This is a genomic window from Aeromonas sp. 600276 (assembly GCF_049175815.1).
Classification (GTDB): Bacteria; Pseudomonadota; Gammaproteobacteria; order Enterobacterales; family Aeromonadaceae; genus Aeromonas; species Aeromonas dhakensis.
On record NZ_JAAKVU010000026.1, the window covers coordinates 1 to 23855 of the forward strand.

Annotated in this window: 25 protein-coding genes; 12 read left to right on the forward strand and 13 right to left on the reverse strand. The window is 62.8% G+C overall.

Annotated elements, in window-relative coordinates; genetic code table 11:
- Window positions 1-130: 130 nt before the first annotated feature.
- Window positions 131-2710 carry a bifunctional acetate--CoA ligase family protein/GNAT family N-acetyltransferase gene (locus G5134_RS19670; protein ID WP_065017878.1) on the reverse strand — a complete coding sequence of 860 codons (2580 nt, stop codon included), beginning with the start codon at window positions 2708-2710 and terminating at the stop codon, window positions 131-133.
- A 72-nt stretch (window positions 2711-2782) separates the two neighbouring features.
- Window positions 2783-2974 carry a hypothetical protein gene (locus G5134_RS19675; RefSeq protein WP_005307455.1) on the reverse strand — a complete coding sequence of 64 codons (192 nt, stop codon included), beginning with the start codon at window positions 2972-2974 and terminating at the stop codon, window positions 2783-2785.
- Window positions 2975-3145: 171 nt separating this feature from the next.
- On the opposite strand from G5134_RS19675, the gene G5134_RS19680 reads away from it, so the two are divergent.
- Window positions 3146-4018: a transporter substrate-binding domain-containing protein gene (locus G5134_RS19680; RefSeq protein WP_065017879.1), complete on the forward strand. Its 873-nt coding sequence runs from the start codon at window positions 3146-3148 to the stop codon at window positions 4016-4018.
- On the opposite strand, the gene ilvY is transcribed toward G5134_RS19680, so the two are convergent.
- Window positions 4007-4900, reverse strand: coding sequence for an HTH-type transcriptional activator IlvY (gene ilvY, locus G5134_RS19685; RefSeq protein WP_010635531.1), 894 nt, complete (start codon window positions 4898-4900; stop codon window positions 4007-4009). The genes G5134_RS19680 and ilvY overlap by 12 nt on opposite strands.
- Before the next feature lie 201 nt (window positions 4901-5101).
- Here ilvY and ilvC point away from each other — a divergent pair, with 201 nt between their 5' ends.
- Window positions 5102-6583 carry a ketol-acid reductoisomerase gene (ilvC, locus tag G5134_RS19690; protein WP_065017880.1) on the forward strand — a complete coding sequence of 494 codons (1482 nt, stop codon included), beginning with the start codon at window positions 5102-5104 and terminating at the stop codon, window positions 6581-6583.
- Between the two features lie 156 nt (window positions 6584-6739).
- Here ilvC and pgi read toward each other — a convergent pair whose 3' ends face one another.
- Complete coding sequence (pgi, locus tag G5134_RS19695) at window positions 6740-8389, reverse strand: glucose-6-phosphate isomerase (RefSeq protein WP_065017881.1); 1650 nt, start codon at window positions 8387-8389, stop codon at window positions 6740-6742.
- A gap of 430 nt (window positions 8390-8819) precedes the next feature.
- On the opposite strand from pgi, the gene G5134_RS19700 reads away from it, so the two are divergent.
- Window positions 8820-9008 carry a holin gene (locus G5134_RS19700; protein ID WP_065017882.1) on the forward strand — a complete coding sequence of 63 codons (189 nt, stop codon included), beginning with the start codon at window positions 8820-8822 and terminating at the stop codon, window positions 9006-9008.
- A gap of 138 nt (window positions 9009-9146) precedes the next feature.
- Here the strand turns inward: G5134_RS19700 and G5134_RS19705 are convergent, their stop codons facing one another.
- From G5134_RS19705 to coaBC, 4 genes are all read right to left on the reverse strand, one after another.
- On the reverse strand, window positions 9147-9983 hold the full coding sequence (locus G5134_RS19705) for a mechanosensitive ion channel domain-containing protein (protein ID WP_005307473.1): 837 nt from the start codon (window positions 9981-9983) through the stop codon (window positions 9147-9149).
- 186 nt (window positions 9984-10169) lie between these two features.
- Window positions 10170-10766 (reverse strand): nucleoid occlusion factor SlmA, encoded by a 597-nt coding sequence (slmA, locus tag G5134_RS19710; RefSeq protein WP_005307475.1) that lies wholly within the window; start codon window positions 10764-10766, stop codon window positions 10170-10172.
- Window positions 10767-10834: 68 nt separating this feature from the next.
- On the reverse strand, window positions 10835-11293 hold the full coding sequence (gene dut, locus G5134_RS19715; protein ID WP_005307478.1) for a dUTP diphosphatase: 459 nt from the start codon (window positions 11291-11293) through the stop codon (window positions 10835-10837).
- 40 nt (window positions 11294-11333) lie between these two features.
- Window positions 11334-12536 (reverse strand): bifunctional phosphopantothenoylcysteine decarboxylase/phosphopantothenate--cysteine ligase CoaBC, encoded by a 1203-nt coding sequence (coaBC, locus tag G5134_RS19720; protein ID WP_010635526.1) that lies wholly within the window; start codon window positions 12534-12536, stop codon window positions 11334-11336.
- Window positions 12537-12683: 147 nt separating this feature from the next.
- On the opposite strand from coaBC, the gene radC reads away from it, so the two are divergent.
- The 6 genes from radC (at window position 12684) to G5134_RS19750 (ending at window position 16362) form a co-directional block, all read left to right on the forward strand.
- Complete coding sequence (radC, locus tag G5134_RS19725; protein ID WP_005307485.1) at window positions 12684-13358, forward strand: RadC family protein; 675 nt, start codon at window positions 12684-12686, stop codon at window positions 13356-13358.
- A 136-nt stretch (window positions 13359-13494) separates the two neighbouring features.
- Window positions 13495-13731: a 50S ribosomal protein L28 gene (gene rpmB, locus G5134_RS19730; protein ID WP_005307492.1), complete on the forward strand. Its 237-nt coding sequence runs from the start codon at window positions 13495-13497 to the stop codon at window positions 13729-13731.
- An 11-nt stretch (window positions 13732-13742) separates the two neighbouring features.
- Entirely contained in the window at window positions 13743-13910 is a 168-nt protein-coding gene (gene rpmG / locus G5134_RS19735) for a 50S ribosomal protein L33 (protein ID WP_005307500.1), read from the forward strand.
- A 93-nt stretch (window positions 13911-14003) separates the two neighbouring features.
- A complete protein-coding gene (locus G5134_RS19740) occupies window positions 14004-14459 on the forward strand; it encodes a hypothetical protein (RefSeq protein ID WP_005307503.1) in 456 nt (151 codons plus the stop codon).
- A 30-nt stretch (window positions 14460-14489) separates the two neighbouring features.
- Window positions 14490-15302 carry a bifunctional DNA-formamidopyrimidine glycosylase/DNA-(apurinic or apyrimidinic site) lyase gene (gene mutM, locus G5134_RS19745; protein ID WP_010635525.1) on the forward strand — a complete coding sequence of 271 codons (813 nt, stop codon included), beginning with the start codon at window positions 14490-14492 and terminating at the stop codon, window positions 15300-15302.
- Window positions 15303-15480: 178 nt separating this feature from the next.
- On the forward strand, window positions 15481-16362 hold the full coding sequence (locus G5134_RS19750; protein ID WP_043171445.1) for a VirK/YbjX family protein: 882 nt from the start codon (window positions 15481-15483) through the stop codon (window positions 16360-16362).
- Window positions 16363-16411: 49 nt separating this feature from the next.
- Here G5134_RS19750 and coaD read toward each other — a convergent pair whose 3' ends face one another.
- Window positions 16412-16894, reverse strand: a complete 483-nt coding sequence (gene coaD, locus G5134_RS19755) for a pantetheine-phosphate adenylyltransferase (protein ID WP_010635523.1) — start codon at window positions 16892-16894, stop codon at window positions 16412-16414.
- A gap of 222 nt (window positions 16895-17116) precedes the next feature.
- Between coaD and G5134_RS19760 the strand changes: the two genes are divergently transcribed.
- Window positions 17117-18160, forward strand: coding sequence for a glycosyltransferase family 9 protein (locus G5134_RS19760; RefSeq protein WP_010635522.1), 1044 nt, complete (start codon window positions 17117-17119; stop codon window positions 18158-18160).
- Between the two features lie 88 nt (window positions 18161-18248).
- On the opposite strand, the gene G5134_RS19765 is transcribed toward G5134_RS19760, so the two are convergent.
- Window positions 18249-19037, reverse strand: coding sequence for a glycosyltransferase family 2 protein (locus G5134_RS19765; RefSeq protein ID WP_043171447.1), 789 nt, complete (start codon window positions 19035-19037; stop codon window positions 18249-18251).
- Between the two features lie 241 nt (window positions 19038-19278).
- Between G5134_RS19765 and waaF the strand changes: the two genes are divergently transcribed.
- Both waaF and waaA read left to right on the forward strand, forming a co-directional pair.
- Window positions 19279-20388 carry a lipopolysaccharide heptosyltransferase II gene (gene waaF, locus G5134_RS19770; protein WP_005307522.1) on the forward strand — a complete coding sequence of 370 codons (1110 nt, stop codon included), beginning with the start codon at window positions 19279-19281 and terminating at the stop codon, window positions 20386-20388.
- Between the two features lies 1 nt (window position 20389).
- Window positions 20390-21655: a lipid IV(A) 3-deoxy-D-manno-octulosonic acid transferase gene (waaA, locus tag G5134_RS19775; protein WP_065017883.1), complete on the forward strand. Its 1266-nt coding sequence runs from the start codon at window positions 20390-20392 to the stop codon at window positions 21653-21655.
- A gap of 65 nt (window positions 21656-21720) precedes the next feature.
- Here waaA and G5134_RS19780 read toward each other — a convergent pair whose 3' ends face one another.
- Genes G5134_RS19780 through G5134_RS19790 form a run of 3 tightly spaced genes read right to left on the reverse strand, consistent with a single transcriptional unit; the run spans window position 21721 to window position 23801 of the window.
- The gene (locus tag G5134_RS19780) at window positions 21721-22977 is read right to left on the reverse strand and encodes a PTS ascorbate transporter subunit IIC (RefSeq protein WP_005307528.1); all 1257 of its coding nucleotides are present in this window, start codon (window positions 22975-22977) and stop codon (window positions 21721-21723) included.
- 60 nt (window positions 22978-23037) lie between these two features.
- Window positions 23038-23325, reverse strand: coding sequence for a PTS sugar transporter subunit IIB (locus G5134_RS19785; RefSeq protein ID WP_005307531.1), 288 nt, complete (start codon window positions 23323-23325; stop codon window positions 23038-23040).
- Window positions 23326-23357: 32 nt separating this feature from the next.
- A complete protein-coding gene (locus tag G5134_RS19790) occupies window positions 23358-23801 on the reverse strand; it encodes a PTS sugar transporter subunit IIA (protein WP_065017884.1) in 444 nt (147 codons plus the stop codon).
- Window positions 23802-23855 lie beyond the last annotated feature (54 nt).

Below are 23855 nucleotides of genomic sequence, written 5' to 3' on the forward strand. Positions count from 1 at the left end.
TAGCGCCGATGGTAGTGTGGCATTCGCCATGCGAGAGTAGGACACTGCCAGGCACCCAATTGAAGAAGCCCGCTCATTTGAGCGGGCTTTTTTATTGCCTACAATTTCTGATCCCCGCTATTTCTTGGTGCTATGCCTCTTCGGCCTGATCGGCACAGGGCAGCGCCATGTTGACAACCCCGTCCTCCAGCTGAATATCGATCTTGAAGCCGAGTCGCTTGGCAAGATTGATCATACCGCGATTGCTGGGCATGGTCATGCCGGAGAGCTGGCCAATGCCGCGCTCTTTCGCGTAGCGCACTATCTTCTCCATCATCAGCTTGCCAAGCCCCAACCCTTTCAGGTCGGACCGTACCAGAATGGCAAACTCGGCATCGCTCAGATCCGGTGTCGAAATGGCGCGAACCACCCCTAAAATCTGATCTTTTCGTTCCCCATCCTGTCCTACGGCGACAAAGGCCATCTCCCGGTCGTAATCGATCTGGGTCATGCGGGCCAGCTCCTCGTGCCCCAGCTCCCCCACATCGGCGAAGAAGCGCTTGTACCTGTCTTCATCCGATACCTTGAGGACAAATTGCTTGTGGGCCGGTTCATCCTCCGGCCGGATGGGGCGCAGCAGCACATGGCTCTGATCCTTGAGCCAGGCCCCCTCTTCCAGCTCGGTGGGATAGGGACGGATAGCCAGCCTGCAGCTGCCCTCTTCATGGGGTTGCAGGGTCAGGCTGGCGTCCAGCACCACCATCTCGGCGCCGCAGGCCTGCAGCGGGTGCAGATCCAGCTGCTGGATCTCGGGGAAGGCGAGCAGCAGCTCCGACAGTTGGCACAGCACCTGGCCGAGGGCATCGATATCGAGTCGTTCCGGACTGGCTTGCTCGCGGATCTTGCGACTCTTGAGCGCCCCTATGATCTGGTAGCGTGCCAGCGCCTGGTTGAGTGGCGGCAGGGCCGCCATCATCTCCTGCGGTTCAGCCCCTGATTCACCGAGCAGGATGACAGGGCCGAACACCGGGTCTTGTTGCAGCCGGATCCGCAGCTCCAGACCGCCGCTGCGCCGTGCCATCCGCTGTACCAGCAGGCCTTCAATGCGGGCACCGGGGTCGTGCTGCCTGACTCGATCCAGAATGGCGTCCGCAGCCTGGGCGACTTCGGTCGAGGTGCGCAGGTTGAGCATGACGCCGTGTACGGCCGACTTGTGGAGTATGTCTGGCGAGCGCAGCTTGACCGCGACCGGATAGCCGATCTGCTCCGCGGTCAGGGTGGCCTCGATGGCATCGGAGACGATCCAGGTCGGCAGGGTAGAGAGCCCAGCTGCCTGCAGAATAGGGTGTGCCAGATGGGTGTCGAGGGTGAGCTGCTTGCGTTCCAGCGCCTGCCGGATCAGCAGTTGGCACTGGTCGACGTCGAGCCTGTCACCCTGCAGCGATGCGGGGGTTTCCATCAGCTGCTTCTGGTTACGGCGGTACTCCACCATATGCATGAAGGCGGCGACCGCACTCTCCGGGGTGCGGTAGGTGGGGAATCCCGCCTCGCTGAACAGCCTGCGCCCCTCCTGGGCCGAATATTCCCCCGCCCAGTTGGTCAGGATATTGAAGCGTCTGGCCCTGGGATGCTGTTTGACGTAGTCGATGAGGCTGCGGGCCAAGGCCGCGCCGCGGGCGGTGAGTGAAGGGGCATGGATGAGCAGGATGGCGTCAGCCTCGTCCCCTTGCAGCAGGTCGTCGAGAGCCTGCTGATAGTCATTGATGTCGGCATCGCTACCGATGTCGCGGGGCGGCATCGCCAGCTTGCCGCCACGCTCCAGCAACTTGTCGATCGCCATGTTGGCCAAGCCACGGCCGTTGGAGATGATGGCGAGCCGCTCCCCCTTGAGGGTCAGGGAGTGACTCAGGGTCTCGACGGCGGCAAACAGTTCGTGGGTATCCCGTACCCGCAGCATGCCGGCGCGACGAATGGCGGCGTCATAGACGTTGTCGAGCCCGTTGTCCGGTTCATGGCGGCCACTCTTGAGCACCAGGATGGGCTTGTTGCGCGCGGCAGCACGGGCGGCCGAGAGAAAATGGCGGGCATCCTGCAGTTTGTCCATGTAGAGCAGGATGGCGCGGGTCACGCTGTCGCGGGAGAGCTGATCCAGCAGTTGGCCGAAGTTGATGTCGCAGTGATCGCCAAGGGAGATGAAGGCCGAGAAGCCGAGCTCATGCTGTTTGGCCCAATCCAGAATGGTGGTGCTGACGGCGGCCGACTGGGAGAGAAAGGCGACCTGACCGGGCTTGGCGGCAATCGGTGAGAAGCTGGCATTGATGCCCTGACCCGGCAACAACATCCCCATGCTGTTGGGGCCGAGCAGGCGGATATCGTATTGCCGGCTCAGTCGCTGCAGTTGTTCGCGCTCCGGCGGGGTGAAATCGGCCGCCAGTATGATGGCGGCACCCGCTCCACGCTTGCCGAGCGCCTCGATGAGGGTCAGTACCCGTTCCCGCCGGGTACAGATGATGGCGAGGTCCGGGGCAAGGGGGAGGCTGTCGATGTCGGGATAGGCCAGCACGCCGGCAATGGCCTTGCTGTGTGGGCTGACCGGCAGGATGGGGCCCTTGAACTGGCCGGCGAGCAGGTGCCTTATGACCACGTGACCGGCCTTCTGCGGGTCGGTCGAGGCGCCGATGACGGCGATTGACTGGGGTTTGAAGAGCCGATCCAGACCGCTTGGTTTCATGGGCACTCCCGTGGGTGGCGGATGGTGCCAGTGTAATACGCATTCAACGCCGGTTCTGTGACCGGCTGCGGATCACTGCTTGGTGAGGGCGTTGGCGCGGAGGTAAAACCTCAGTTCACCCTGGATCTGGCGTACCGCTGCCAGGTGGTGTTCCTGCAGATAGATGTCCTGTTCCTGATCCAGCAAGGTTGAGGGTACCCCCAGGCTTTGCAGGTACTCGTCGAACAGCAGCGAGCTGTTGATTTCGATCAGATTGGACATCATGGCGGGACTCCCTCTTCCACTCAGGTTGAACGTTCAGTCTAGTCTCTGATCTGCCCCTTGCCGTAGCTACTGTCATATTTGACATCGAGTCGCTCACATATCCGTGCTGCCACGCGCTCGGCGGTAGAGGAGGAGAGGTTATAGTGAGGAAGTGACAAGGGGAGGAGTGCAATGATCAGGAGCTGGCTGTGGTGCGTCATTCTGCTGGCTGGCAGCGTGCAGGCGGCCGAGACCCCCATCAGGGCCTGGAATCTGCTGCTTGATCACCCCAATCCCGCCGTGGCTGGTCTGCTGCGACTCTCCCTCGATCTGACCGTGCCCGAATATGGCCCCTATCGGCTGATTGCCAGTCCGCCGATGGAGCAGGGTCGGGCGGTCAAGGAGTTGCAGGGGGGCGAACTGGTGCAGGTCGGGGTGTTTGCGCCCGATGAGGAGCGCGAGCGCACCCTGCTGGCCATCCATGTTCCGTTGGCAAAAGGGTTGCTGGGCTGGCGGGTGTGCCTCGTTCGGCAGGGGGACGAGGGGCGGTTCGCCAACATACGATCGCTGGCCGACTGGCAGCAGGCCGGGCTTCGCATCGGCCAGCACAGATCCTGGCCTGATACCCGTCTGCTCAAGGAGAACGGCCTCGATGTGGTGGTGGGCGGCCTCTATGAGGCCCTGTTCAACATGCTGCGCAAACGGCGCTTCGACTGCTTCCTGCGCTCGGTCATCGAGATCGAGGATGAGCTCACACAGCATCCGGATCTGGCCATCGAACCCCACCTGGTGTTTCGCTATCCGCTGGCGCTGCTGTTTTTCGTCTCACCCAGGTATCCGGAGCTGGCCAAGCGCATCGAGCTGGGGCTGCTGCGGGCCCGCCAGTCCGGTGACTATGAGCGGATATTCGAGGCGGGTTTTGGCAGCACCATCCGGCGGCTGCAGCTCGATCGGCGGGTGATGCTGGAGCTGAGCAATCCGGATCTGCCGACCGGCAGCCGCGCCATGATGCAGGATCCCTCGCTCATCTATGCACCAGTGTTGCCCGCCTTGTCAGCGCAGTGATCCCTGTCCCCGCGCCGTATCCCAGAAGGCGCGGATCAGCGGCTCCTCCAGCCGCTTCTTGAGCACCGCGATGCCGACATCGAATGGTTTGAGCGCCGGCTTGGGCTCGACGATGCGTACCTTCTCACCCATGGGGCTGTGGTCGATCACCGCCGCCGGCACCAGTCCCACGCCGAAGCCGAGTGCCACCATGGCGACAATCCCCTCGTTGCCCGCCACCTCCGCATAGATGTTGGGGGCGATCCCCTTGTTGCGTAGCCACTGATCGCAGCGTTTGCGGGCCAGTCCCTGTTCCGAGAGGATCAGCGGCAGCCGCTCCCAGTCAGGTTCGCCCTGGGAGAACCACTGGTTCTGCTGCGGTGCGGTGCGAGGAGCGATGAACACCAGCGGTACCTGCTGCAGGCTGGCAAACTCCAGCTTGGACGAGAGGGCATCGGGGCGGGCGGCGATGGCGAGATCGGCCTCGTCGGCCAGGATCTTGTCTACCGCCAGCGCCGGGTCGCCGGTCTCCAGTTTGATCTCCAGCTGGGGATAGCGGCGGCGAAAGCGCTCCAGCACCTCGGGCAGCAGGAAGTAGCTGGCGGTGACCGAGCAGAACACCCGCAGTCGGCCCTGTAGCGGTTCGTCGCTGCGCTTGAGCTCCTGCTTGAGCTGGCGCCACTCCTGCAGCAGCTCTCCACCAAACTCGCGCAGCTTCTCGCCCGCCACAGTGAGCCGTACCGAGCGGTTGTCCCGCTCGAACAGCACGCAGCCGGTCTCCTGCTCCAGCCGCTGGATGGCGCGGCTGAGAGTAGAGGGGCTGACCGCCATGGCATCGGCACTCTTGCCGAAGTGGAGGGAGTCGGCGAGGTGGAGAAACAGCTCGAGATTGCGAAGATCCATCTTTCAGCTCCTGGCGCTGGATGTCTGTCCGATATCCAGCTGTGGGTAGTTAGCACCGCCATGTGATCATGAAGGGTTAACGTTTCAATTATTGCAACGTACTGTTTCGAATATATCAGTTCAGGCAATAAGTGTCCCGCGCTATAGTGGTTTCGACAACGCCGCCATCCGGCATGGAATCAATCGAACGGAGCAATCACCATGGCTAACTATTTCAACACCTTGAACCTGCGTCAGCAGTTGGCCCAGCTGGGCAAGTGTCGTTTCATGCAGCGCGAAGAGTTCGCGGACGGCTGCAACGTGCTGAAGGGCAAGAAGGTGGTGATTGTGGGCTGTGGTGCCCAGGGTCTGAACCAGGGCCTGAACATGCGTGACTCTGGGCTGGATATTTCCTACGCCCTGCGCAAGGCCGCCATTACCGAGAAGCGTGCCTCCTGGCAGAAGGCCACCGACAACGGCTTTGCGGTCGGCACCTATGAAGAGCTGATCCCGACCGCCGATCTGGTGCTGAACCTGACTCCGGACAAGCAGCACTCCGACGTGGTCAAAACCGTGATGCCGCTGATGAAGCAGGGCGCCGCACTGGGCTACTCCCACGGCTTCAACGTGGTGGAAGAGGGTCAGCAGATCCGCTCCGACATCACGGTCGTGATGGTCGCGCCCAAGTGCCCGGGTACCGAAGTGCGCGAAGAGTACAAGCGCGGTTTCGGCGTACCGACCCTGATCGCCGTTCACCCGGAGAACGATCCCAAGGGTGAAGGCATGGCCATCGCCAAGGCGTGGGCCTCTGCCACCGGCGGCGACCGTGCGGGCGTGCTGGAGTCCTCCTTCGTGGCGGAAGTGAAATCCGACCTGATGGGCGAGCAGACCATCCTCTGCGGTATGCTGCAGGCCGGTTCCCTGCTCTGCTACGACAAGCTGGTTGCCGAGGGCACAGACCCGGCCTATGCCGGCAAGCTGATCCAGTTCGGTTGGGAGACCATCACCGAAGCCCTCAAGCAGGGTGGCATCAGCCTGATGATGGACCGTTTGTCCAACCCGGCCAAGCTGCGCGCCTTCGAGCTCTCCGAGCAGCTCAAGACCCTGATGCGCCCGCTGTTCGAGAAGCATATGGACGACATCATCGCCGGTGAGTTCTCCCGCGGCATGATGGCCGACTGGGCCGAAGACGACGCCAAGCTGTTCGGCTGGCGCGAAGAAACCGGTAAATCCGCCTTCGAAAACGCGCCGGCGTTCGCGGGCAAGATTGCCGAGCAGGAGTATTTCGACAATGGCGTGGTGATGGTGGCCATGGTCAAGGCGGGTGTCGAGCTGGCATTCGAAACCATGGTGGCCTCCGGCATCTATGAAGAGTCTGCCTACTACGAATCCCTGCACGAGCTGCCGCTGATCGCCAACACCGTTGCTCGCAAGCGTCTGTACGAGATGAACGTGGTCATCTCCGACACCGCCGAGTACGGCAACTACCTGTTCGCCAACGCCGCCGTGCCCTTGCTGCGCGAGCACTTCATGCCGACCCTGAAAGCGGGCGACCTGGGTGCCAGCAAGGCGGAAGGGCAGAGCGTTGACAACCTGGCGCTGCTGGCAGTCAACGAGGCGACCCGCAACCACCCCATCGAAGCGATCGGTCAGGTATTGCGCGGTTACATGAAGGACATGAAACGCATCGCCGTTGGCGGTTAAGCCGGCATCGGGCAGGATGATGAAGGGGCGGGGGTGACGATCCCCGTCGCCGGTCGGGCTGGACACCCGACCGGCCAGCCAGCAAAACCAGCCCGACAGCCATAAAAAAGCCCCGCTCATCGAGCGGGGCTTTTGCATTCAGAAAGGCTGGCTAAATCAGGCTTTCCACGCTTTCCAGGTGTTGATAAGGCCGTTGGTGGAGCAGTCGTGGCTGGTGACAGCTTCGGCAGTGTTGAGCTCCGGCAGGATCTTGTTGGCCAGCTGTTTGCCCAGCTCCACGCCCCACTGGTCGAAGCTGAAGATGTTCCAGATTGCGCCCTGTACGAAGATCTTGTGCTCGTACATGGCGATCAGGGCACCCAGGGTTTTCGGGGTCAGGCTCTTGAACAGGATGGAGTTGGTTGGGCGGTTGCCTTCGAACACCTTGAACGGCACCAGATCCTTGACCTGCTCCAGCGTCTTGCCGGCGGCCAGGAACTCGGCTTCGACCTGCTCCTTGCTCTTGCCGAAGGCCAGCGCCTCGGTCTGGGCGAAGAAGTTGGCCAGCAGTTTCGGGTGGTGGTCACCGATCGGGTTGTGGCTGATGGCCGGTGCCAGGAAGTCACAGGGGATCAGCTTGGTGCCCTGGTGGATCAGCTGGTAGAAGGCGTGCTGGCCGTTGGTGCCCGGCTCACCCCAGATGATGGGGCCGGTCTGGTAGTCAACCGGATTGCCGTTGCGATCCACGTACTTGCCGTTGGACTCCATGTTGCCCTGCTGGAAGTAGGCCGGGAAGCGGTGCATGTACTGATCGTACGGCAGGATGGCTTCGGACTCGGCACCATGGAAGTTGTTGTACCACAGGCCGATCAGCGCCAGCAGCACCGGCACGTTCTGCTCATAGGAGGCAGTGGCGAAGTGCATGTCCATCTCGAAGGCGCCTTGCAGCAGGGCCTCGAAGTTCTCGAAACCGACGGACAGGGCGATAGGCATGCCGATGGCAGACCAGGAGGAGTAGCGGCCGCCAACCCAGTCCCAGAACTCGAACATGTTGTTGGTGTCGATGCCGAACTCGGCCACGGCCTTGCCGTTGGTGGAGAGCGCAGCGAAGTGCTTGGCAACGTGGGCCTTGTCACCGGCGATCTTGATGAACCAGTCGCGGGCGGTCAGGGCGTTGGTCATGGTCTCCTGAGTGGTGAAGGTCTTGGAGGCCACCAGGAACAGGGTGGTTTCCGGATCGATCTTCTTCAGGGTCTCGGCGATGTGGGTGCCATCGACGTTGGAGACGAAGTGCATCTGCAGGTGGTTTTTGTAGGGACGCAGTGCCTCGGTGATCATCACCGGGCCCAGATCGGAGCCACCGATGCCGATGTTGACCACGTGCTGGATCGCCTTGCCGGTGTAGCCTTTCCATTCGCCGCTGATGATCTTCTCGCAGAAGCCCTTCATCTTGGCCAGCACGGCGTTTACTTCCGGCATCACGTCCTTGCCGTCGCTCTCGATGGGGCGGTCGGAGCGGTTGCGCAGGGCCACGTGCAATACCGAGCGGCCTTCGGTCATGTTGATCTTGTCGCCATTGAACATGGCATCGATCGCGCTGCGAAGATCGGTCTCTTTGACCAGATCAATCAGCAACTTGAGGGTTTCTTCGGTGATCAGGTTCTTGGAGTAGTCGACCAGGATGTCGCCGCCGAAGGTGAGGGAAAATTTGTCGAAACGCTGGGGATCCTGGGCGAACAGATCCTTGAGCCGGGTCTCTTTGTTCGCTGCAAAGTGGGCTTCCAGTGCCTGCCAGGCCTGGGTCTGGGTTGGATTGATGTTTTTCATAGGATTATCAGTCTTCCAAGTTGTGTATGAACCTTGCAGGCAAGGCTCCCGCCAAACCTTATTATTCGAGCACTATACCGGGCCCATTATACCGAGCCCATGGTGCGGCCCGTGTAACAGAGCTTTACCAATTGTCTGCCATCGACCGAGTTTACAACCAAAACGCTGCGATTATGAGTCACTCATGGCAGCCGGATCTTGCGTTTGCGCATACTTGGTCTGGCTTGCCGCCGTTGAAAGGGCTTTCAGGGCGGGGGCATGCTGCGGGCGGGGTGGCAACCTGGCATGGCAGCCAAAAGAGTATTCGATAGACGCCTTTTCGCTCATTTCATGCGCAGGCGCAAGTTGTTGGTAGTGGAGGATGGCTAGCATATGAGCGAATGGACGAGATCTCCCAGGGATGGCCACTGTCTGGAATGAGGAGATCGCTATGAAAGCTGTGTTGTCCCTGTTTGCCCTTAGCCTGATCGCCACCGGCCTCATCGGCCTGTTGACCCTGGTGCTGACCAGTACGGCCCCTACCTTGCCGCTGCGGGTACTGGCGGTGATCGGTGCCGTGCTGGGGGGATATGTGCTGGTGCAACCGCTGCTCAACCGGGTGGCACGTCGGCTGGTGTAAGCCGACGCCCCGGAATGCTGAAAACAAAGTCCGGCCCATTGTGGCCGGCTTTTTTTATGGTCGTGTTCACCCCTACCGAGGCCAGAGACGACAATGCCAGCCCGAAGGCTGGCATTGTGGGTGGCAGCAAAACCGCGTTTACGCCTGCGGCTTTTGCATGTGCATGACCATCTGCGGGAAGGGGATCTCGATACCCTCGGCATCGAAGGTGAGCTTCACCTTCTCGTGGAAGTCGAACCAGACTCCCCAGTAGTCGCCGGTCTTGACCCAGGGGCGCACGACTATGTTGACCGAGGAGTCGGCCAGCGCGGCGACGGCGATGGTGGTGGCCGGTTCCTTGAGGATGCGCGGTTCTTCGTTCACCAGCCGCTCCAGGATCTGCTTGGCTTTGCGGAGATCCGAGCCGTAGCCGATGCCGAAGGTCATGTCGACGCGGCGGGTATCCATGCGCGAGTAGTTGACGATGGTGCCGTTGAGGATGGCGGAGTTGGGCACCACCACCATCTTGTTGTCACCAGAGGTGAGGGTGGTGGTGAACAGCTGAACGGATTGCACCACGCCATTGGTGCCTGCCACCTCGATGAACTCGCCTGCCTTGATGGGGCGGAAGATGATCAGCAGGAAGCCGGCGGCGAAGTTGGAGAGAGAGCCCTGCAGCGCCAGACCGATGGCCAGACCGGCGGCACCGATAATGGCGACGAAGGAGGCGGTCTGCACCCCGACCCGGCCCAGCGCGGCGATCACCACGAATACCAGGATGGCGTATTTGAGGATGCTGCCGACGAAGTGGGTGACAGTGGTGTCCAGCTTGCGGGACTGCATCACCTTGACCACGGCGCCGCTGATGAGGTTGGCGGCGATGTAGCCGACCAGCAGGGTGAGCAGGGCGGCCGCGATGTTGACGGCATACTCGATCAGCAGGCCCTGGTTGTTGACCAGCCAGGTCTGCGCTTCGGTAATGATTTCGGGTTCCATAGGGTGTCCTGTCAGGCGATAAAAGGTTTATGGCGCATGAATCTAACATTGGCATGCGACAGTCCGGGTCGCATCTGGTGCTCACCGCCTCTTTTGTGCCACAAAAAACAAGGGAGGCCAAGGCCTCCCTCTTTACTGCAACCCGTCTGGAGCGGCGTGGCCGCTACTGATCGCAAATTGAGCTTGTCAGCTCTGCAGCAGCTGGCTGCGGATAAACTGCCATTGATCTTCAAACCCGGCGGTGGGTTTGATTTTGAACTCGGAGCGGACGAACTGACTGATCCGCCCTTCGGTGTAGGCCAGCAGCAGGTTGGCCAGCATGGTCTCGTCGAGCTGGAAGCCCTGGCCTTCGCGCAGCCGTTTCTCCCGCAGCACCTGCTTGATCTGGGTTTCCAGCTTGTCGAACAGGATGCTGATGCGATCCCGCAGCCGGTCGTGCTCGCCCAGCAGGGCGTCGCCGTTGAGAATGCGGGTAATACCGGGATTGCGCTCGGCGAACACCAGCAGCAGCTGCAGTATGTGGTGGCAGCGGCTCATGGTGTCCTTCTCTTCGGCCATGATCAGGTTGACCCGTGACAGCAGGGAATCTTCGATAAAGTCGATCAGCCCCTCGAACATCCGCGCCTTGCTGGGAAAATGTCGATAGAGGGCAGCCTCGGAGACCCCAACCTCGGCCGCCAGACGGGCCGTGGTGATGCGCTGGCCTGGGCTGGTCTCCAGCATGTGGGCGAGCGCCTGCAGGATCTGATCGCGCCGACTCTGTTTCTGATTACTGCTTGCCATGGATTCCCCTAAAAAAACAATGGCCTGATTCTGTTATTAGGCACCGCCGCTCGGGCCGGTGTGGTCTGTTATTGGCGACCAGAAGAACCAAAACCGCCTTCACCCCGTTCGCTCTGATTGAACTCATCGACCAGTTGGAAGCTGGCCTGAACCACCGGCATGATCACCAGCTGGGCGATGCGCTCGCCAGGCTGCATGGTGAACGCCTCTTTGCCGCGGTTCCATACCGAGACCATCAGCTGGCCCTGGTAGTCGGAATCGATGAGGCCCACCAGGTTGCCCAGCACGATGCCGTGTTTATGGCCGAGGCCGGAGCGGGGCAGGATGGTGGCGCACAGACCCGGATCCTGGATGTGAATGGCCAGCCCGGTCGGTACCAGGGTGGTATCACCCGGGGCCAGCGTCAGCGGGGCATCCAGCAGGGCGCGCAGATCCATGCCGGCGGAGCCCGGTGTGGCGTAGGCAGGCAGCGGATAGTCGGTGCCGATGCGGGCATCCAGAATCTTCAGTTCAATTTGTGTTGTCATAAATCGTTTTTATTGGAGTGGAGGTGGTCGATTGACTGGCTCAGCGCCGGTAATGGCGTGCAATCAGGGCAATCAGGTGACGAGCCAGCGTCAGCTTATCGGCCAAGGGCAGAGGGGCTTGACCCCCTTGCCAGAACACGGTGAGGGCGTTGTCATCGGCATTGAAGCCTTGGCCCGCACGGGATACGTCGTTGGCGGCGATCATGTCCAGCCGCTTACGCTGCAGTTTGTCGAGGGCGTATTGTTCCACATCCACGGTTTCTGCGGCAAATCCGACGGTGAAGGGTTTGTCTGACAAGGCCCCCACGGCGGCGATGATGTCGGGGTTTTTGACCAGGGTCAGCTGCATCTGGTCGTTGTCGCCGGTCTTCTTGATCTTCTGCTCGGCCACCTGGGCGGGGCGGTAATCGGCGACGGCGGCGCAGCCGATGAAGAGGTCGCTCTCGCCGACCCGGCTCATGACCGCCTGGTGCATCTGCTCGGCGCTCTCGACGTCGACGCGGGTGACGCCGGCCGGGGTGGCCAGTGCCACCGGGCCGCTCACCAGTGTCACCTCGGCACCCGCTTCACGGGCGGCGCGGGCGATGGCATAGCCCATCTTGCCTGAGCTGTGGTTGCTGATGTAGCGCACCGGATCGAGTGCTTCACGGGTCGGCCCGGCTGTCAGCAGCAGTCTGACCCCGGCCAGCAGCGGCTCGGCGGCGAGCTGCTGGCAGCAGCGTTCAACCAGCTCGAGGGGATCCAGCATCCGGCCCGGGCCCACGTCACCGCATGCCTGGCTACCGGAATCCGGCCCCCACAGCAGGATGCCGCGACTGGCGAGGGTCTTGAGGTTGGCCTGAGTGGCGGCGTTGAGATACATCTGCTGATTCATGGCCGGCGCCAGCGCCACCGGTGCCGGGGTGGCCAGGCAGAGGGTGGTGAGCAGCTCGTCGGCCATGCCGGCGGCCATGCGGGCCATCAGATTGGCGCTGGCGGGGGCGATCAGCACCAGATCGGCCCACTTGGCCAGCTCGATGTGGCCCATGCCCGCCTCGGCAGCGGGATCCAGCAGACTGTCGGCCACCGGGTGGCCGGAGACGGCCTGCAGGGTCAGCGGGGTGATGAACTCCTTGGCGGAGCGGGTCATCACCACCCGTACCTCGGCGCCCTGATCTTTCAGGCGGCGTACCAGCTCGGCACTCTTGTAGGCGGCGATCCCGCCACTGACACCCAACAGGATGCGTTTATCGGCCAATCTCATCTGCTGTTTCTCTTCCGGCTCACTCTGACTGGTCGGCTAAGATACCACAGGCAGCAGTCGACGACAGAGGCTGACATGGGGGTCTTGTGGCCGGGCTCCCGTGATTTCTTTGCTATGTTTTCTCTCAATAGCGCAAAGGAGAGACAAATGAGCATCAAGGAGTGGCCAGAGGATGAACGACCCCGTGAGAAGCTGCTGCGTCACGGCCCGGGCGGCTTGTCCGATGCCGAGCTGCTGGCGATCTTCCTGCGCACCGGGGTCAGTGGCTTGAGTGCGGTCGATCTCTCCCGCAACCTGTTGAATCAGTTCGGATCGCTGCGCAATTTACTGGGGGCGGACCGACGTGCCTTCTGCGAGGCGCATGGCCTCGGCCCAGCCAAATATGCCCAGCTGCAGGCGGTGCTGGAGATGGGTAAACGCCATCTGGCGCAGCAGCTGCAACGGGGGGATGCGCTCACCTCGCCCCAGCTGACCCGGGACTATCTGCAGGCCCAGCTGCGGGATCGGCCGCGGGAGGTGTTTGCCCTGCTGCTGCTCGACAATCAGCACAGAGTGATTCAATTCGTTGAACTTTTTTACGGCACCCTCGACTCGGCGAGCGTCTGGCCCAGAGAAATCGTGCAGATCGCACTCAAACATAATGCAGCCGCCGTGATTCTGGCGCATAATCACCCGTCCGGCGTCGCCGAGCCCAGTAGGGCCGACCGCCAGATCACGGATCGGATCACGGCCGCCCTGGCCCTGATCGATATCAGAGTGCTGGATCACTTGGTGATCGGTGATGGCATCACGGTTTCTTTCGCCGAGCGCGGTTGGTTATGACTGTGCTCTGGCTCCGTATTAGTTGATCTTTGATCACGGATGCTGTATAAAATGCCGCCTTCTGTTTGCCCCGCAATCGAAGGCCAGCGGGGCAGATATTTGCTCGAGCAATGAAGTAAGATTTGGAGAGACTGACATGTCTAGAGTATGCCAAGTAACCGGCAAGCGCCCGGCAGTTGGTAACAACCGTTCGCACGCTAACAACGCTACCAAGCGTCGTTTCCTGCCGAACCTGCACACTCACCGTTTCTGGGTTGAGAGTGAAAAACGCTTCGTAAGCCTGCGCGTATCCGCAAAAGGCATGCGTATCATCGACAAGCGTGGCGTTGAAGTGGTTCTGGCTGAACTGCGCGCCAGCGGTGTTAAGGTATAAGGAATTAGATCATGGCTAAAGGTATTCGCGAGAAGATTCGCCTGAACTCCAGCGCCGGTACTGGTCACTTCTATACCACTACCAAAAACAAGCGCACCATGCCCGAAAAAATGGAAATCAAAAAGTTTGATCCCGTTGTTCGTCAGCATGTGATCTACAAGGAAGGCAAAATCAAGTAATTGCTTGATGCTGCATTCCCAAAAACCCGGCCCTGTGCCGGGTTTTTTTATGGCTGGAATTCAGTACACTGCCGGTTCGAAGGGAGGCTTGTCATGTTCAAATTGAGCCGCAGAGGCTGGAACAACGTGATCATTGTAGTGGTGCTGATCGTGATCACCCTGTTGCACCGGCTGGAGATTGCCCAGCAGGAAAACAGCGCCAAGCGGGCGCGTCCGCTGTTGCCGGAGAGCGCCGTTGTGCTCACCTGGCAGGGGCCGAGCTGGCAGATAGAGCGCATCGGGCAGGGCTGGCGCAGCGGGCCGGATCTGGGGCTCGACAGTACCCAGCTGGCGGCGCACATCGAGGCCTGGCAGGGCTGGCTGCTGCCACCCGGTGAAGCCGTGCGCGGCAATCCGGTTACCCTCAAGATCTGGGTCGCCGGCCAGAGCGACCCCATCGAGGTGGGCCTCTATCAGGATGACGGCAAGTTTGCCGCCCTGCTGCCCCCCTCGACCTGGCTCAGCCTGAGCCAGGAGCAGTACCGCAGCCTGCTGCGCCCCGCTCCCTAACCCATTTTTCAGCGTCAGCACGAGGATCCCATGCCTGAATTACCGGAAGTCGAAGTCAGCCGCCAGGGCATCTCGCCCTGGCTTACCGGCATCAAGGTCACCCGGGTGGTGGTGCGGGACGGCCGTCTGCGCTGGCCGGTGCCGGGAGAGATCCAGGAGCTGGTGGACCTCACCATCCACCGGGTCAGCCGCCGCGCCAAGTACCTGCTGCTGGAGACCGACTTCGGTACCGCCATCCTCCATCTGGGCATGTCGGGCAGCCTGCGGGTGTTGGACATCGGCACCCCGGCCGAGAAGCACGATCACGTGGATATCGAGCTCGAGAACGGCAAGCTGCTGCGGCTCAACGATCCGCGCCGCTTCGGTGCCCTGCTGTGGACCCGCGAGCCGGCTGAGGCGCATGCGCTGCTGGCCAAGCTGGGGCCTGAGCCGCTCACCGACGCGTTCAACGCCGATTACCTGCGTGAGCGCGCCAAGGGGCGCAGCACCGCCATCAAGACCTTCCTGATGGACAACCAGGTGGTGGTCGGGGTGGGCAACATCTACGCCAACGAGGCGCTCTATGCCGCCGGCATTCATCCCAAGCGGGCGGCGGGCAATATCAGCGCCGAGCGGCTGGGCACCCTGGTAGGGGAGATAAAGCGGGTGCTGGCCGAGGCGATTCGGCAGGGGGGCACCACCCTCAAGGATTTCACCAGTGCGGACGGCAAACCGGGTTATTTCGTGCAGCAGCTGCAGGTGTACGGGCGGGGTGGCCAGCCCTGTTTTCACTGCCACACCCTGCTCAGCGAAATCCGGCTGGGGCAGCGCACGACCGTGTTCTGCTCCCACTGTCAGCGCTGAATCGCGGTTTTTTCGGCCTGAAACGGCCAAGTTGTAAGAGAGTATTTCCAGTCTGTTGAATATTTGCTCGCCCGTCACTACTATCTCGGCCGTTCAGGCGGTTTGAGACAATAAAATGACAGCTAAATCAATAGACTGGGACCATTTGTCCCGGCAGGGGCACTATTGTGCCCAAAAAATGGCGCGCTTCCTCTATCCCGATGACAGCGCCCGCAAGACCTTCAATCGCGCCAAGTTTGTGCTGCGCAGCCTGCTCTATCGGCAACAGCTGAGCCGGGTGTTCGAGCTGTTCCAGGCCGAACCGCTCAAGGCCCTGCCTGCCCACTATCCCGAGCTGCTCGACAAGCCGATGCGACCCTATCGCTTCGCCGGCTCCACCGCGACCGAGCGGGCCGAGATGCTGGAAAACCACTATCGGCTGATGCTGGCTCGCTACCCGGATCTGATCGACCCGCTCTATCTGGGGGATGGCATCGAGCTTGGCCGTTATCCCGAGAGCGGCTGCCGCATCGTGCTGCGCCACGACGGCACCTTCCGCCGCGAGGCTGAGCTGGCCCTCTCCATCGTCGACCCGCAGGGCAAGCGGCTCTACAGCTGCGCCTTCTCGCTGGCCGGCACCCCCAACCAGCTGGCGGTGGTGATCGGTTCGGTACAGGGCCCGGAGCCCTGCATCGAGCAGGCACAGGACAAGGTGCGTGCGCTGACCAAGGAGGGCCACGGTGTGCGGCCCAAGTCGCTGGTGGTGATGCTGGTGATGCAGCTGGCCGAGGCGATGCAGGCCGAGCATATCTCGGCGGTGCGGATGAAGGCCCACATCTATCAGGCCCGGCGCTACAGCAAGAAGAAGAAGGCCTGTCTGCAGGCGGACTATGACGAGCTGTGGCAGGAGTTCGGCGCCACCGATCTGGACGCCAACTTCGTGCGGCTGCAGCCCGCCCAGCGCAAACCGCTGGAGGAGATCGCCTCCAAGAAGCGGGCCATGTACCGGCGCCGCTACGAGTGGCTCGATCAGCTGACCCTGGCAGGCCAGCAGCTGCTGGGCCCGCGTCTGGCGGGCTGAGGCAGCTGCCAACAGCAAACAGGCTACCCTCGGGTAGCCTGTTTCGTTGTTATCTGGTCTGTTTGGCCTTGATGGCGGCCGCCACTATGGGGTCGACGAATTGACGAATGTCGCCGCCGTGCAGGGCGACCTCCTTCACCAGGGTGGAGGAGATGAAGGAGTTCTCCTCGGCCGGGGTGAGGAACACGCTCTCCAGCTCCGGCATCAGGCGGCGATTCATGTTGGCCAGCTGAAACTCGTATTCGAAGTCGGAGACGGCGCGCAGACCGCGGATCAGCACGTTGGCCTGCTGCTCCCTGGCGAAATCCACCAGCAGGCCGGAGAAGCCGACCACCTTGACGTTGGGAAGGTGGGCGGTTACCTGGCGGGCCAGCTGCACCCGCTCGTCCAGATCGAACAGCGGCCGCTTGCTCGGGCTGTTGGCCACCCCGACCACCACCTGGTCAAACAGTCTGGCGGCCCGGCCGATGAGATCGGTGTGGCCGTTGGTGACGGGATCGAAGGTGCCGGGATAGATTACCTTGTTGGTCATGCTGCTGATTCCTGCAACCGGGAAATTTGGTCGCATTATAGGGTCTGTTGGGGGATTGGCGCGACCGCCTTGGGGCGAGTTTTGGCGCCCCGATGGCGGCTTTGCCGCGTCAAATCAGCACCGACGGGCGTCTTCGCTTGAGAATAGCGATACATCAGGCAAGAATACCGCATCGCGCATCAAGCCTCCTTGCGTTGGTGACAGGGAGCAAAGGGATTTTTTATGAAACGTATTCTGGTAGTCCGCAATGACAAGATTGGTGACTTCATGCTAGCCTGGCCGAGTTTTGCCATGCTCAAGCGCTCCATGGAGTGTCATGTGACTGCCCTGGTTCCCGCCTACACGGCGCCGCTGGCCCGCCTCTGCCCCTGGATTGACGAGATCATCCTGGATCCGGGCTCACGGGCCGACAAGGAACAACAACGTGCCTTGCAGGCACGCATCAAGGCGGCCGCCTTCGATGCCTCCATCTGCCTCTTCTCCAACTCCCGCAATGCCATGCTGGTGTGGAAGGCGCACATTCCCTACCGGCTGGCGCCGGCCACCAAGCTGGCCCAGGTGCTCTACAACCAGCGCCTGATCCAGCGCCGCTCCCGCTCCCAGAAGCCGGAGTACGAATACAACCTGGATCTGGTGCGCCGTTTCCTTGCCGACCAGCAGGTGAGCGCGGTGGAGCCGCAGGGCCCCTACCTCAGCTTCGATGCGAAGAGCCTGCAACAGGTACGCGAGCAGGTTGCCGCCCGCCTGCGGCTCGATGCCGGTCGCCCCTGGCTGATGGTGCATGCCGGCAGCGGCGGCTCGGCCAACAACCTCTCCATCGAGCAGTACGCCCGCCTCATCATCAAGCTCAACCAGGCCTGTCCCGAGCTGCAGTGCATTCTGACTGCGGGGCCGGGGGAGGAGAAGATCGCCGAACAGCTGGCGGCCGAGCTGCTGGCCCACGGTGGCAACGGCTGGATCTACCGCTCCGAGGAGGGGCTGCCCAAGTTCTGCCAGGTGATGGCCAACGCCGCCCTGTTCGTGGCAGGCAGCACAGGGCCGCTGCACATCGCCGCGGCGCTGGATGTGCCCACCATCGGCTTCTTCCCGGCGCACCGCTCGGCAACGCCGCTGCGCTGGCGTCCGCTCAACAGCGAGGGGCGCCACCTGGCGTTCAGCCCGCCGGAAGACAGCGATCACCCGGAAGACATGAGCCAGCTCGATCCCAAGACCATGGCGGCGGCGATCGCCCGCTGGGCGCCGCCGTTCTGGCGCAGCGAGCAGTGATAGCGGATAGCGTAAATGCAGACAGGGCCCTTCAAGGGCCCTGTCTCATATGGGGGGCTGCTCGCTGGCAGCGCCCGTCTACGGCGGTTTACTTGTCAGCCTGTTCCGGTGCCTGCGGCTGCTGGCGGATCCAGAGGTCGGCGTACTTCACGAAGGTGGAGTGGGCCGACAGTATGGCCAGCAGGAGCCCCTGCTTGCCGTCGAGGAAGCCGGCCTTGAGCAGGTACATCTTGAGGAAACAGCCCAGCGCGTGCACCAGCCCCTGGCCGAGGGAGCCCTTCTTGCCGCGGGCGGTGCGCTGATCGGCCCAGGCGCGGGCATAGCCGGCGGACTTGACCAGGTAGTGCTCCAGATCCCGATAGGTGAAGTGGAGCAGGTCGCCGTGCAGGTTGACGATCTTCATGTTGGCACGTACCTCCACCTTCTCGTGCACCAGCACCTCGTTGTAGCTGGTGAGCGCCTTGGGATAGAGGCGCAGCACCCGGTCCGGGTACCAGCCGCTGTGGCGGATGAAACGGCCGAACACCCAGGAGAGGCGCGGGATCGAGTAGATGGTGTCGCTGGCCGGGTTGGCCATGACGGCGGCGATGGCGGCTTTCAGCTCGGGGGTGAGTCGCTCGTCCGCATCCAGCCACAGCACCCAGTCGGATTGCACGTGGGACTGGGCGAGCCGGCGCTGGCGGCCGAAGCCCGGCCACACCGGGTTGACGAAGAAGCGGGCGCCGAATTCGGCGGCGATGGCCGGGGTCTCGTCTTGGCTGCCGGAGTCCATGATGACGATCTCGTCGACCAGTCCGTCGAGGGAGGCGAGGCAGGGGCGCAGGTTGTCGGCTTCATTCTTGACGATAAGGACAGCCGCCAGAGTCGGTTTGTTCACGTATTAAAGGCTCTTGTTGGCGCCCGCCTGGCGGGCCATGCTCAAATTGGCGCCCATTCTAGCCTAAAACGGCAGGCGGAGCATGGTTCCGGCGGCGGGATACGCGTCGGTTTCAAATGGGTTGTTTTTTGGCGCCAGGATGCATGGCAGCGGGATCTTCTGTTATTTCTCGGGCCATTCTTCGGGCATAATCTCGGCCAGCAACGATTAACCGCAGGGCGTGGCCCTGGAGAAGTGCGAGATGAAAATATTGGTGATCGGCCCCTCCTGGGTCGGCGACATGGTGATGTCCCAGAGCCTCTACAAGGCGATCAAGGCCAACCACCCCGACAGCGAGCTGCACGTGATGGCGCCCGCCTGGTGTGGTGCCCTGCTGGAGCGGATGCCGGAGGTGGACAAGGCCATCCCGATGCCGCTCGGCCACGGCGACTTCAAGCTGGGAGCCCGCCGTCGGCTCGGCAAGCAGCTGGCGGCCGAAAAGTACGATCAGGCCATCATCCAGCCCAACTCCATGAAGTCGGCGCTGATCCCCTGGTTTGCCCGCATCCCGGTGCGCACCGGCTGGAAGGGCGAGCACCGCTTCGGTCTGCTCAACGACATGCGCAGCAACAAGTCCGCTTTTCCGCTGATGGTGGAGGCCTACCTGGCACTGGCCTATCCCAAGGCGCAGATGAAGAGCCGGGCCGACATCCCGACCATTCCCCAGCCGGCCCTCAACGTCGATCTCGTCAATCAGGAGAAGGCGCTGGCGCGGCTCGGGCTGGATCGCGCCCGTCCGGTGCTGGTGCTCTGCCCGGGGGCCGAGTTCGGCCCGGCCAAGCGCTGGCCGGAGGGCCACTACGCCGTGGTGGCACAAAAGCACCTCGACGAGGGCTGGCAGGTGTGGATCTTCGGCTCCGGCAAGGATGCGGCGGTGGCCAACACCATTCGCGACCGGATCAACCCGCTGTCGCGTCCCAACTGCCACGTGCTGGCGGGCAAGACCAGCCTGTACGAGGCGATCGACCTGATGGCGCTGGCCGGGCGGGTGATCGCCAACGACTCCGGCCTGATGCACGTCGCCGCCGCCCTCAACCGGCCGCTGATCGGGGTCTATGGCTCCACCTCGCCGCTCTACACCCCGCCGCTGGCGGACCGGGTCGAGATCGTCCACACCGACATCGAGTGCCGCCCCTGCTTCAAGCGCACCTGTAAGTTCGGTCACCTCAAGTGCCTGATCGAGCTGATGCCGGAGCAGGTCATCGAGGCCGGCCGCCGGCTGGAGTGCAGCGAGACGCCGGCCCCGCCGCTGGCACCCGGTGAACCGCCCCGTTTTGTCGCCGAGCCGGGCAAGCGCGGGGAGCCGCACTAGCATGGGCTATCGGCTGCTCTACAACCTGCTGATCCACCTGGGGCTGCCGCTGGCATTGCTGGCGCTCTACAAGCCGAAGAGGGGCAAGCCCGGTTTTGGCAAGCGCTGGGCCGAGCACCTGGGGCTAACGCCCGCCACCGGGCAGGAGGCGCCGCTCTGGATCCATGCGGTGAGCGTGGGAGAGACGCTGGCCATCAGCCCCTTCATCCGCGCCCTCAAGGCAGAGCGGCCCTTCTTGCCGATCCTGCTCACCACCACCACCCGCACCGGCGCCGAGCAGGCCGCCAGGCTGGGGGATCTGGTGGAGCACCGCTACGCGCCGCTCGACTACCCCTGGGCGGTGGCGGCGTTTCTCAAGGCCGTCAAACCGCGCGCGCTCTGGGTTATGGAAACCGAACTGTGGCCGAACTGGCTGGCCGCCTGCGAGGCGCGCCACCTGCCGGTGACCATCATCAATGCCCGCCTCTCGGAGCGATCCTGCCGGCGTTACGCCCGTTTTCAGGGCGCCTTCGATGCCCTCAGCCGGCCGCTGACCCACCTGCTCTGCCAGCACCAGGACGACGCGGATCGCTTCCATCGGCTGGGGTTGGGGCGTGAGCGGCTGGCGGTGACCGGTTCCATCAAATTCGACATCCAGCTCGATGAGCAGGTACAGGCCAAGGGCCGCGCCCTGCGCCAGCTGCTGGGGGCGGAACGGCCGGTCTGGATCGCTGCCAGCACCCATCAGGGGGAAGACGAGCAGGTGTTGGCCGCCTTCGATCGGGTGCTCGCGGCGCAGCCGTCAGCCCTACTGATCCTGGTGCCGCGCCACCCCGAGCGGTTCGAGCGGGTGGCGGCGCTGTGCGCCCCCTACGGCTGCGTGCGGCGCACGGCGGGCAGTGTGGTGGGCGAGCGCGACAAGGTCTACCTGGGGGATACCATGGGCGAGCTGCCGCTGATGCTGGCGGCGGCCGACGTGGCCTTCGTCGGCGGCAGCCTGGTCAAGGTGGGCGGCCACAACCTGCTGGAGCCGGCGGCGCTCGGCAAACCCTGCCTGAGCGGCCCCGCCTACTTCAACTTCAGCGACATCACCCGCCAGCTGGTGGCCCAGGGGGGCGCCGCCGTGGTGGCCGATGCCGCCGAGCTGGGAGAACAGGTGAGCGCGCTGCTGGCCGACGAGAGCCGGCGCCGGGAGATGGGTGAGCAGGCTCGCGCCGTGGTGCTGCGTAACCAGGGGGCGCTGGCGCACACCCTTTCCCACTGCCTCGCCAGCCTGGAGAACGACTGAGTCGGGAGTGGTGGGCATACAAAAACGGAGCGCTTCGCGCTCCGTTTTGCATTTCAGAGACCGGCTCAGCGCATGATAAGGCCAAGCAGGATCCCCACCACGCCGAAGTCGGCATCGCTGAAGGTGGTGTTGGCAAAGCCGAGATCCCCCAGCACCGGCAGCAGGAACACCGGCAGGAAGGTGATCAGCAGGCCATTGGCGAAGGCCCCGAGCATGGCACCGCGACGGCCGCCGGTGGCATTGCCGAACACCCCGGCCGCCGCGCCGACGAAGAAGTGCGGCACGACGCCCGGAATGATGACGGTGAGCCCCAGCAGATAGAGCAGCACCATGCCCACCAGCCCGGCGGCAAAGCTCGACAGGAAGCCGATCAGTACCGCATTGGGGGCGTAGGGGAAGACGATGGGGCAGTCCAGCGCCGGCTTGGCGTTGGGCACCAGCTTGTCGGAGATCCCCTTGAAGGCCGGCACGATTTCGGCGATGACCATCCGTACCCCCTGCAGGATCACGTAGACCCCGGCGGCGAAGGTGATGGACTGCATCAGGGAGAACATGAACCAGTGCTTGCCCTTGGCGACTTCCGAGACGTAATCCGCACCGGCAAACAGAGAGGTGATAAGGAAGATGATGCCCATGGTGAAGGAGATGGCCACCGGGGTATCGCGCAGGAACAGCAGGCTCTTGGGCACCTGCACCTCTTCGCTGCTGTGGGCCTTGTTACCGAACTTGGCGCCGATCCAGCCGGCCAGCACATAGGAGCAGGTGGAGAAGTGGCCGAGCGCCACGTCATCGGAGCCGGTGATCTGCTTCATGTAGGGGTGGGCGAGGGCCGGGAACAGCACCATGGTCACGCCGACCACCAGGCTGCCCACCGCGATGAGCGGGATACCGCTCATGCCGCCGGCGGAGAGGATGGCTGCCACCATCATCGACATGAACAGGGTGTGGTGACCGGTCAGGAAGATGAATTTCCACGGGGTGAGCCGGGCGATCAGGATGTTCACCAGCATGGCGAAGAACATGATCATCGCCATCTCCTTGCCGAACGACTGCTGGGCGATGGAGACGATGGCCTCGTTGTTGGGTACCACCCCCTTGATGCCGAAAGCATGCTGGAAGATGGTGGCGAAGTCGCCCAGCGAGTTCACCACCAGGGTGGCGCCGGCCCCCAGGATGACGAAGCCCATGATGGTCTTGACCGTGCCCTTGATGCACTCGGTCACCGGTTTCTTCTGGGCGATCAGGCCGATGAGGGCGATCAGGCCAACCAGCACGGCCGGCTCCGACAGCACGTCAAACATCAGAAAATTGAAAAATTCCATGGTCAGCTCCAAGCAGATGGAAGCGGCGGCTCATGGGCCGCCCAGACAGTTGCAACGGGGTTAGAGTGCGCCCAGCTCGCGCAGGGCGATGGCGAGTTTTTCTTTCATGGCGGCCTTGTCGACCATGTTGTCCAGGGATACCAGCCGGCCGTCGACCCCCATGCTGATCAGCTGTTCGGCGATGTCGCGGGTGGCGACAAAGATCTCGGCGCTCTCGCTGCCGGCGGAGGCGAGATCCCGGTGATCCACCTCGGCCGTCACGGCCAGCTCCTTGAGAATGCTCTTGATGCTCATCTCCATCATCAGGCTGGTGCCCAGGCCGTGTCCGCATACAACCAGAATCTTCATGTTCTCTTCCTCTGTCGGGCGCAGGGCGCCACTCAATAACGCGCCAGGATGCGCAGGATGTCGTCTTTGCTGGTGGCCGCCATGATGGCCGCCACGTCTTCTTCATTCATGAACAGCTCGGCCAGCTGGGCGATGGTCTCCACGTGGGAGTCGCTGTCGCTGGCGGCCAGGGTGATCAGCAGCCGTACCGGGTCGTTGCCCTCGGAGCCGAAGTTGACCCCCTCCTTCAGCACGGTCAGCGCCAGTCCCAGCCGGTTGACGCCGTCTTCCGGGCGGGCGTGGGGCATGGCCAGGCCCGGGCCCAGCACGTAGTAGGGGCCGAGCTCTTCGTGGGAGCGATAGAGCGCCGCCACATAGGATGGCTCTATGGTGCCGTTGGCCAGCAGGGGGGCGGTGGCCAGCTCGATGGCGTGACGCCAGTCGCGGGCGCCCGCTTCGATGGAAATGACCTCCTCGGTCAGCAATTGGGTCAGCATGGCAGTGTCCGGGCTGGATAAGATGGCGCCAATCTAGCGATCTTGCCGGCTGAT

Coding starts and splice junctions, on each gene's coding strand:
- G5134_RS19705 (WP_005307473.1), bottom strand. CDS start 9,983: ATGGAACCCGAAATCATTACCGAAGCGCAGACCTGGCTGGTCAACAAC.
- rpmB (WP_005307492.1), top strand. CDS start 13,495: ATGTCTAGAGTATGCCAAGTAACCGGCAAGCGCCCGGCAGTTGGTAAC.
- slmA (WP_005307475.1), bottom strand. CDS start 10,766: ATGGCAAGCAGTAATCAGAAACAGAGTCGGCGCGATCAGATCCTGCAG.
- G5134_RS19700 (WP_065017882.1), top strand. CDS start 8,820: ATGAAAGCTGTGTTGTCCCTGTTTGCCCTTAGCCTGATCGCCACCGGC.
- coaBC (WP_010635526.1), bottom strand. CDS start 12,536: ATGAGATTGGCCGATAAACGCATCCTGTTGGGTGTCAGTGGCGGGATC.
- dut (WP_005307478.1), bottom strand. CDS start 11,293: ATGACAACACAAATTGAACTGAAGATTCTGGATGCCCGCATCGGCACC.
- G5134_RS19750 (WP_043171445.1), top strand. CDS start 15,481: ATGGCGCGCTTCCTCTATCCCGATGACAGCGCCCGCAAGACCTTCAAT.
- waaA (WP_065017883.1), top strand. CDS start 20,390: ATGGGCTATCGGCTGCTCTACAACCTGCTGATCCACCTGGGGCTGCCG.
- G5134_RS19780 (WP_005307528.1), bottom strand. CDS start 22,977: ATGGAATTTTTCAATTTTCTGATGTTTGACGTGCTGTCGGAGCCGGCC.
- G5134_RS19785 (WP_005307531.1), bottom strand. CDS start 23,325: ATGAAGATTCTGGTTGTATGCGGACACGGCCTGGGCACCAGCCTGATG.
- G5134_RS19680 (WP_065017879.1), top strand. CDS start 3,146: ATGATCAGGAGCTGGCTGTGGTGCGTCATTCTGCTGGCTGGCAGCGTG.
- pgi (WP_065017881.1), bottom strand. CDS start 8,389: ATGAAAAACATCAATCCAACCCAGACCCAGGCCTGGCAGGCACTGGAA.
- waaF (WP_005307522.1), top strand. CDS start 19,279: ATGAAAATATTGGTGATCGGCCCCTCCTGGGTCGGCGACATGGTGATG.
- G5134_RS19670 (WP_065017878.1), bottom strand. CDS start 2,710: ATGAAACCAAGCGGTCTGGATCGGCTCTTCAAACCCCAGTCAATCGCC.
- coaD (WP_010635523.1), bottom strand. CDS start 16,894: ATGACCAACAAGGTAATCTATCCCGGCACCTTCGATCCCGTCACCAAC.
- G5134_RS19790 (WP_065017884.1), bottom strand. CDS start 23,801: ATGCTGACCCAATTGCTGACCGAGGAGGTCATTTCCATCGAAGCGGGC.
- ilvC (WP_065017880.1), top strand. CDS start 5,102: ATGGCTAACTATTTCAACACCTTGAACCTGCGTCAGCAGTTGGCCCAG.
- rpmG (WP_005307500.1), top strand. CDS start 13,743: ATGGCTAAAGGTATTCGCGAGAAGATTCGCCTGAACTCCAGCGCCGGT.
- ilvY (WP_010635531.1), bottom strand. CDS start 4,900: ATGGATCTTCGCAATCTCGAGCTGTTTCTCCACCTCGCCGACTCCCTC.
- G5134_RS19740 (WP_005307503.1), top strand. CDS start 14,004: ATGTTCAAATTGAGCCGCAGAGGCTGGAACAACGTGATCATTGTAGTG.
- G5134_RS19760 (WP_010635522.1), top strand. CDS start 17,117: ATGAAACGTATTCTGGTAGTCCGCAATGACAAGATTGGTGACTTCATG.
- G5134_RS19675 (WP_005307455.1), bottom strand. CDS start 2,974: ATGATGTCCAATCTGATCGAAATCAACAGCTCGCTGCTGTTCGACGAG.
- mutM (WP_010635525.1), top strand. CDS start 14,490: ATGCCTGAATTACCGGAAGTCGAAGTCAGCCGCCAGGGCATCTCGCCC.
- radC (WP_005307485.1), top strand. CDS start 12,684: ATGAGCATCAAGGAGTGGCCAGAGGATGAACGACCCCGTGAGAAGCTG.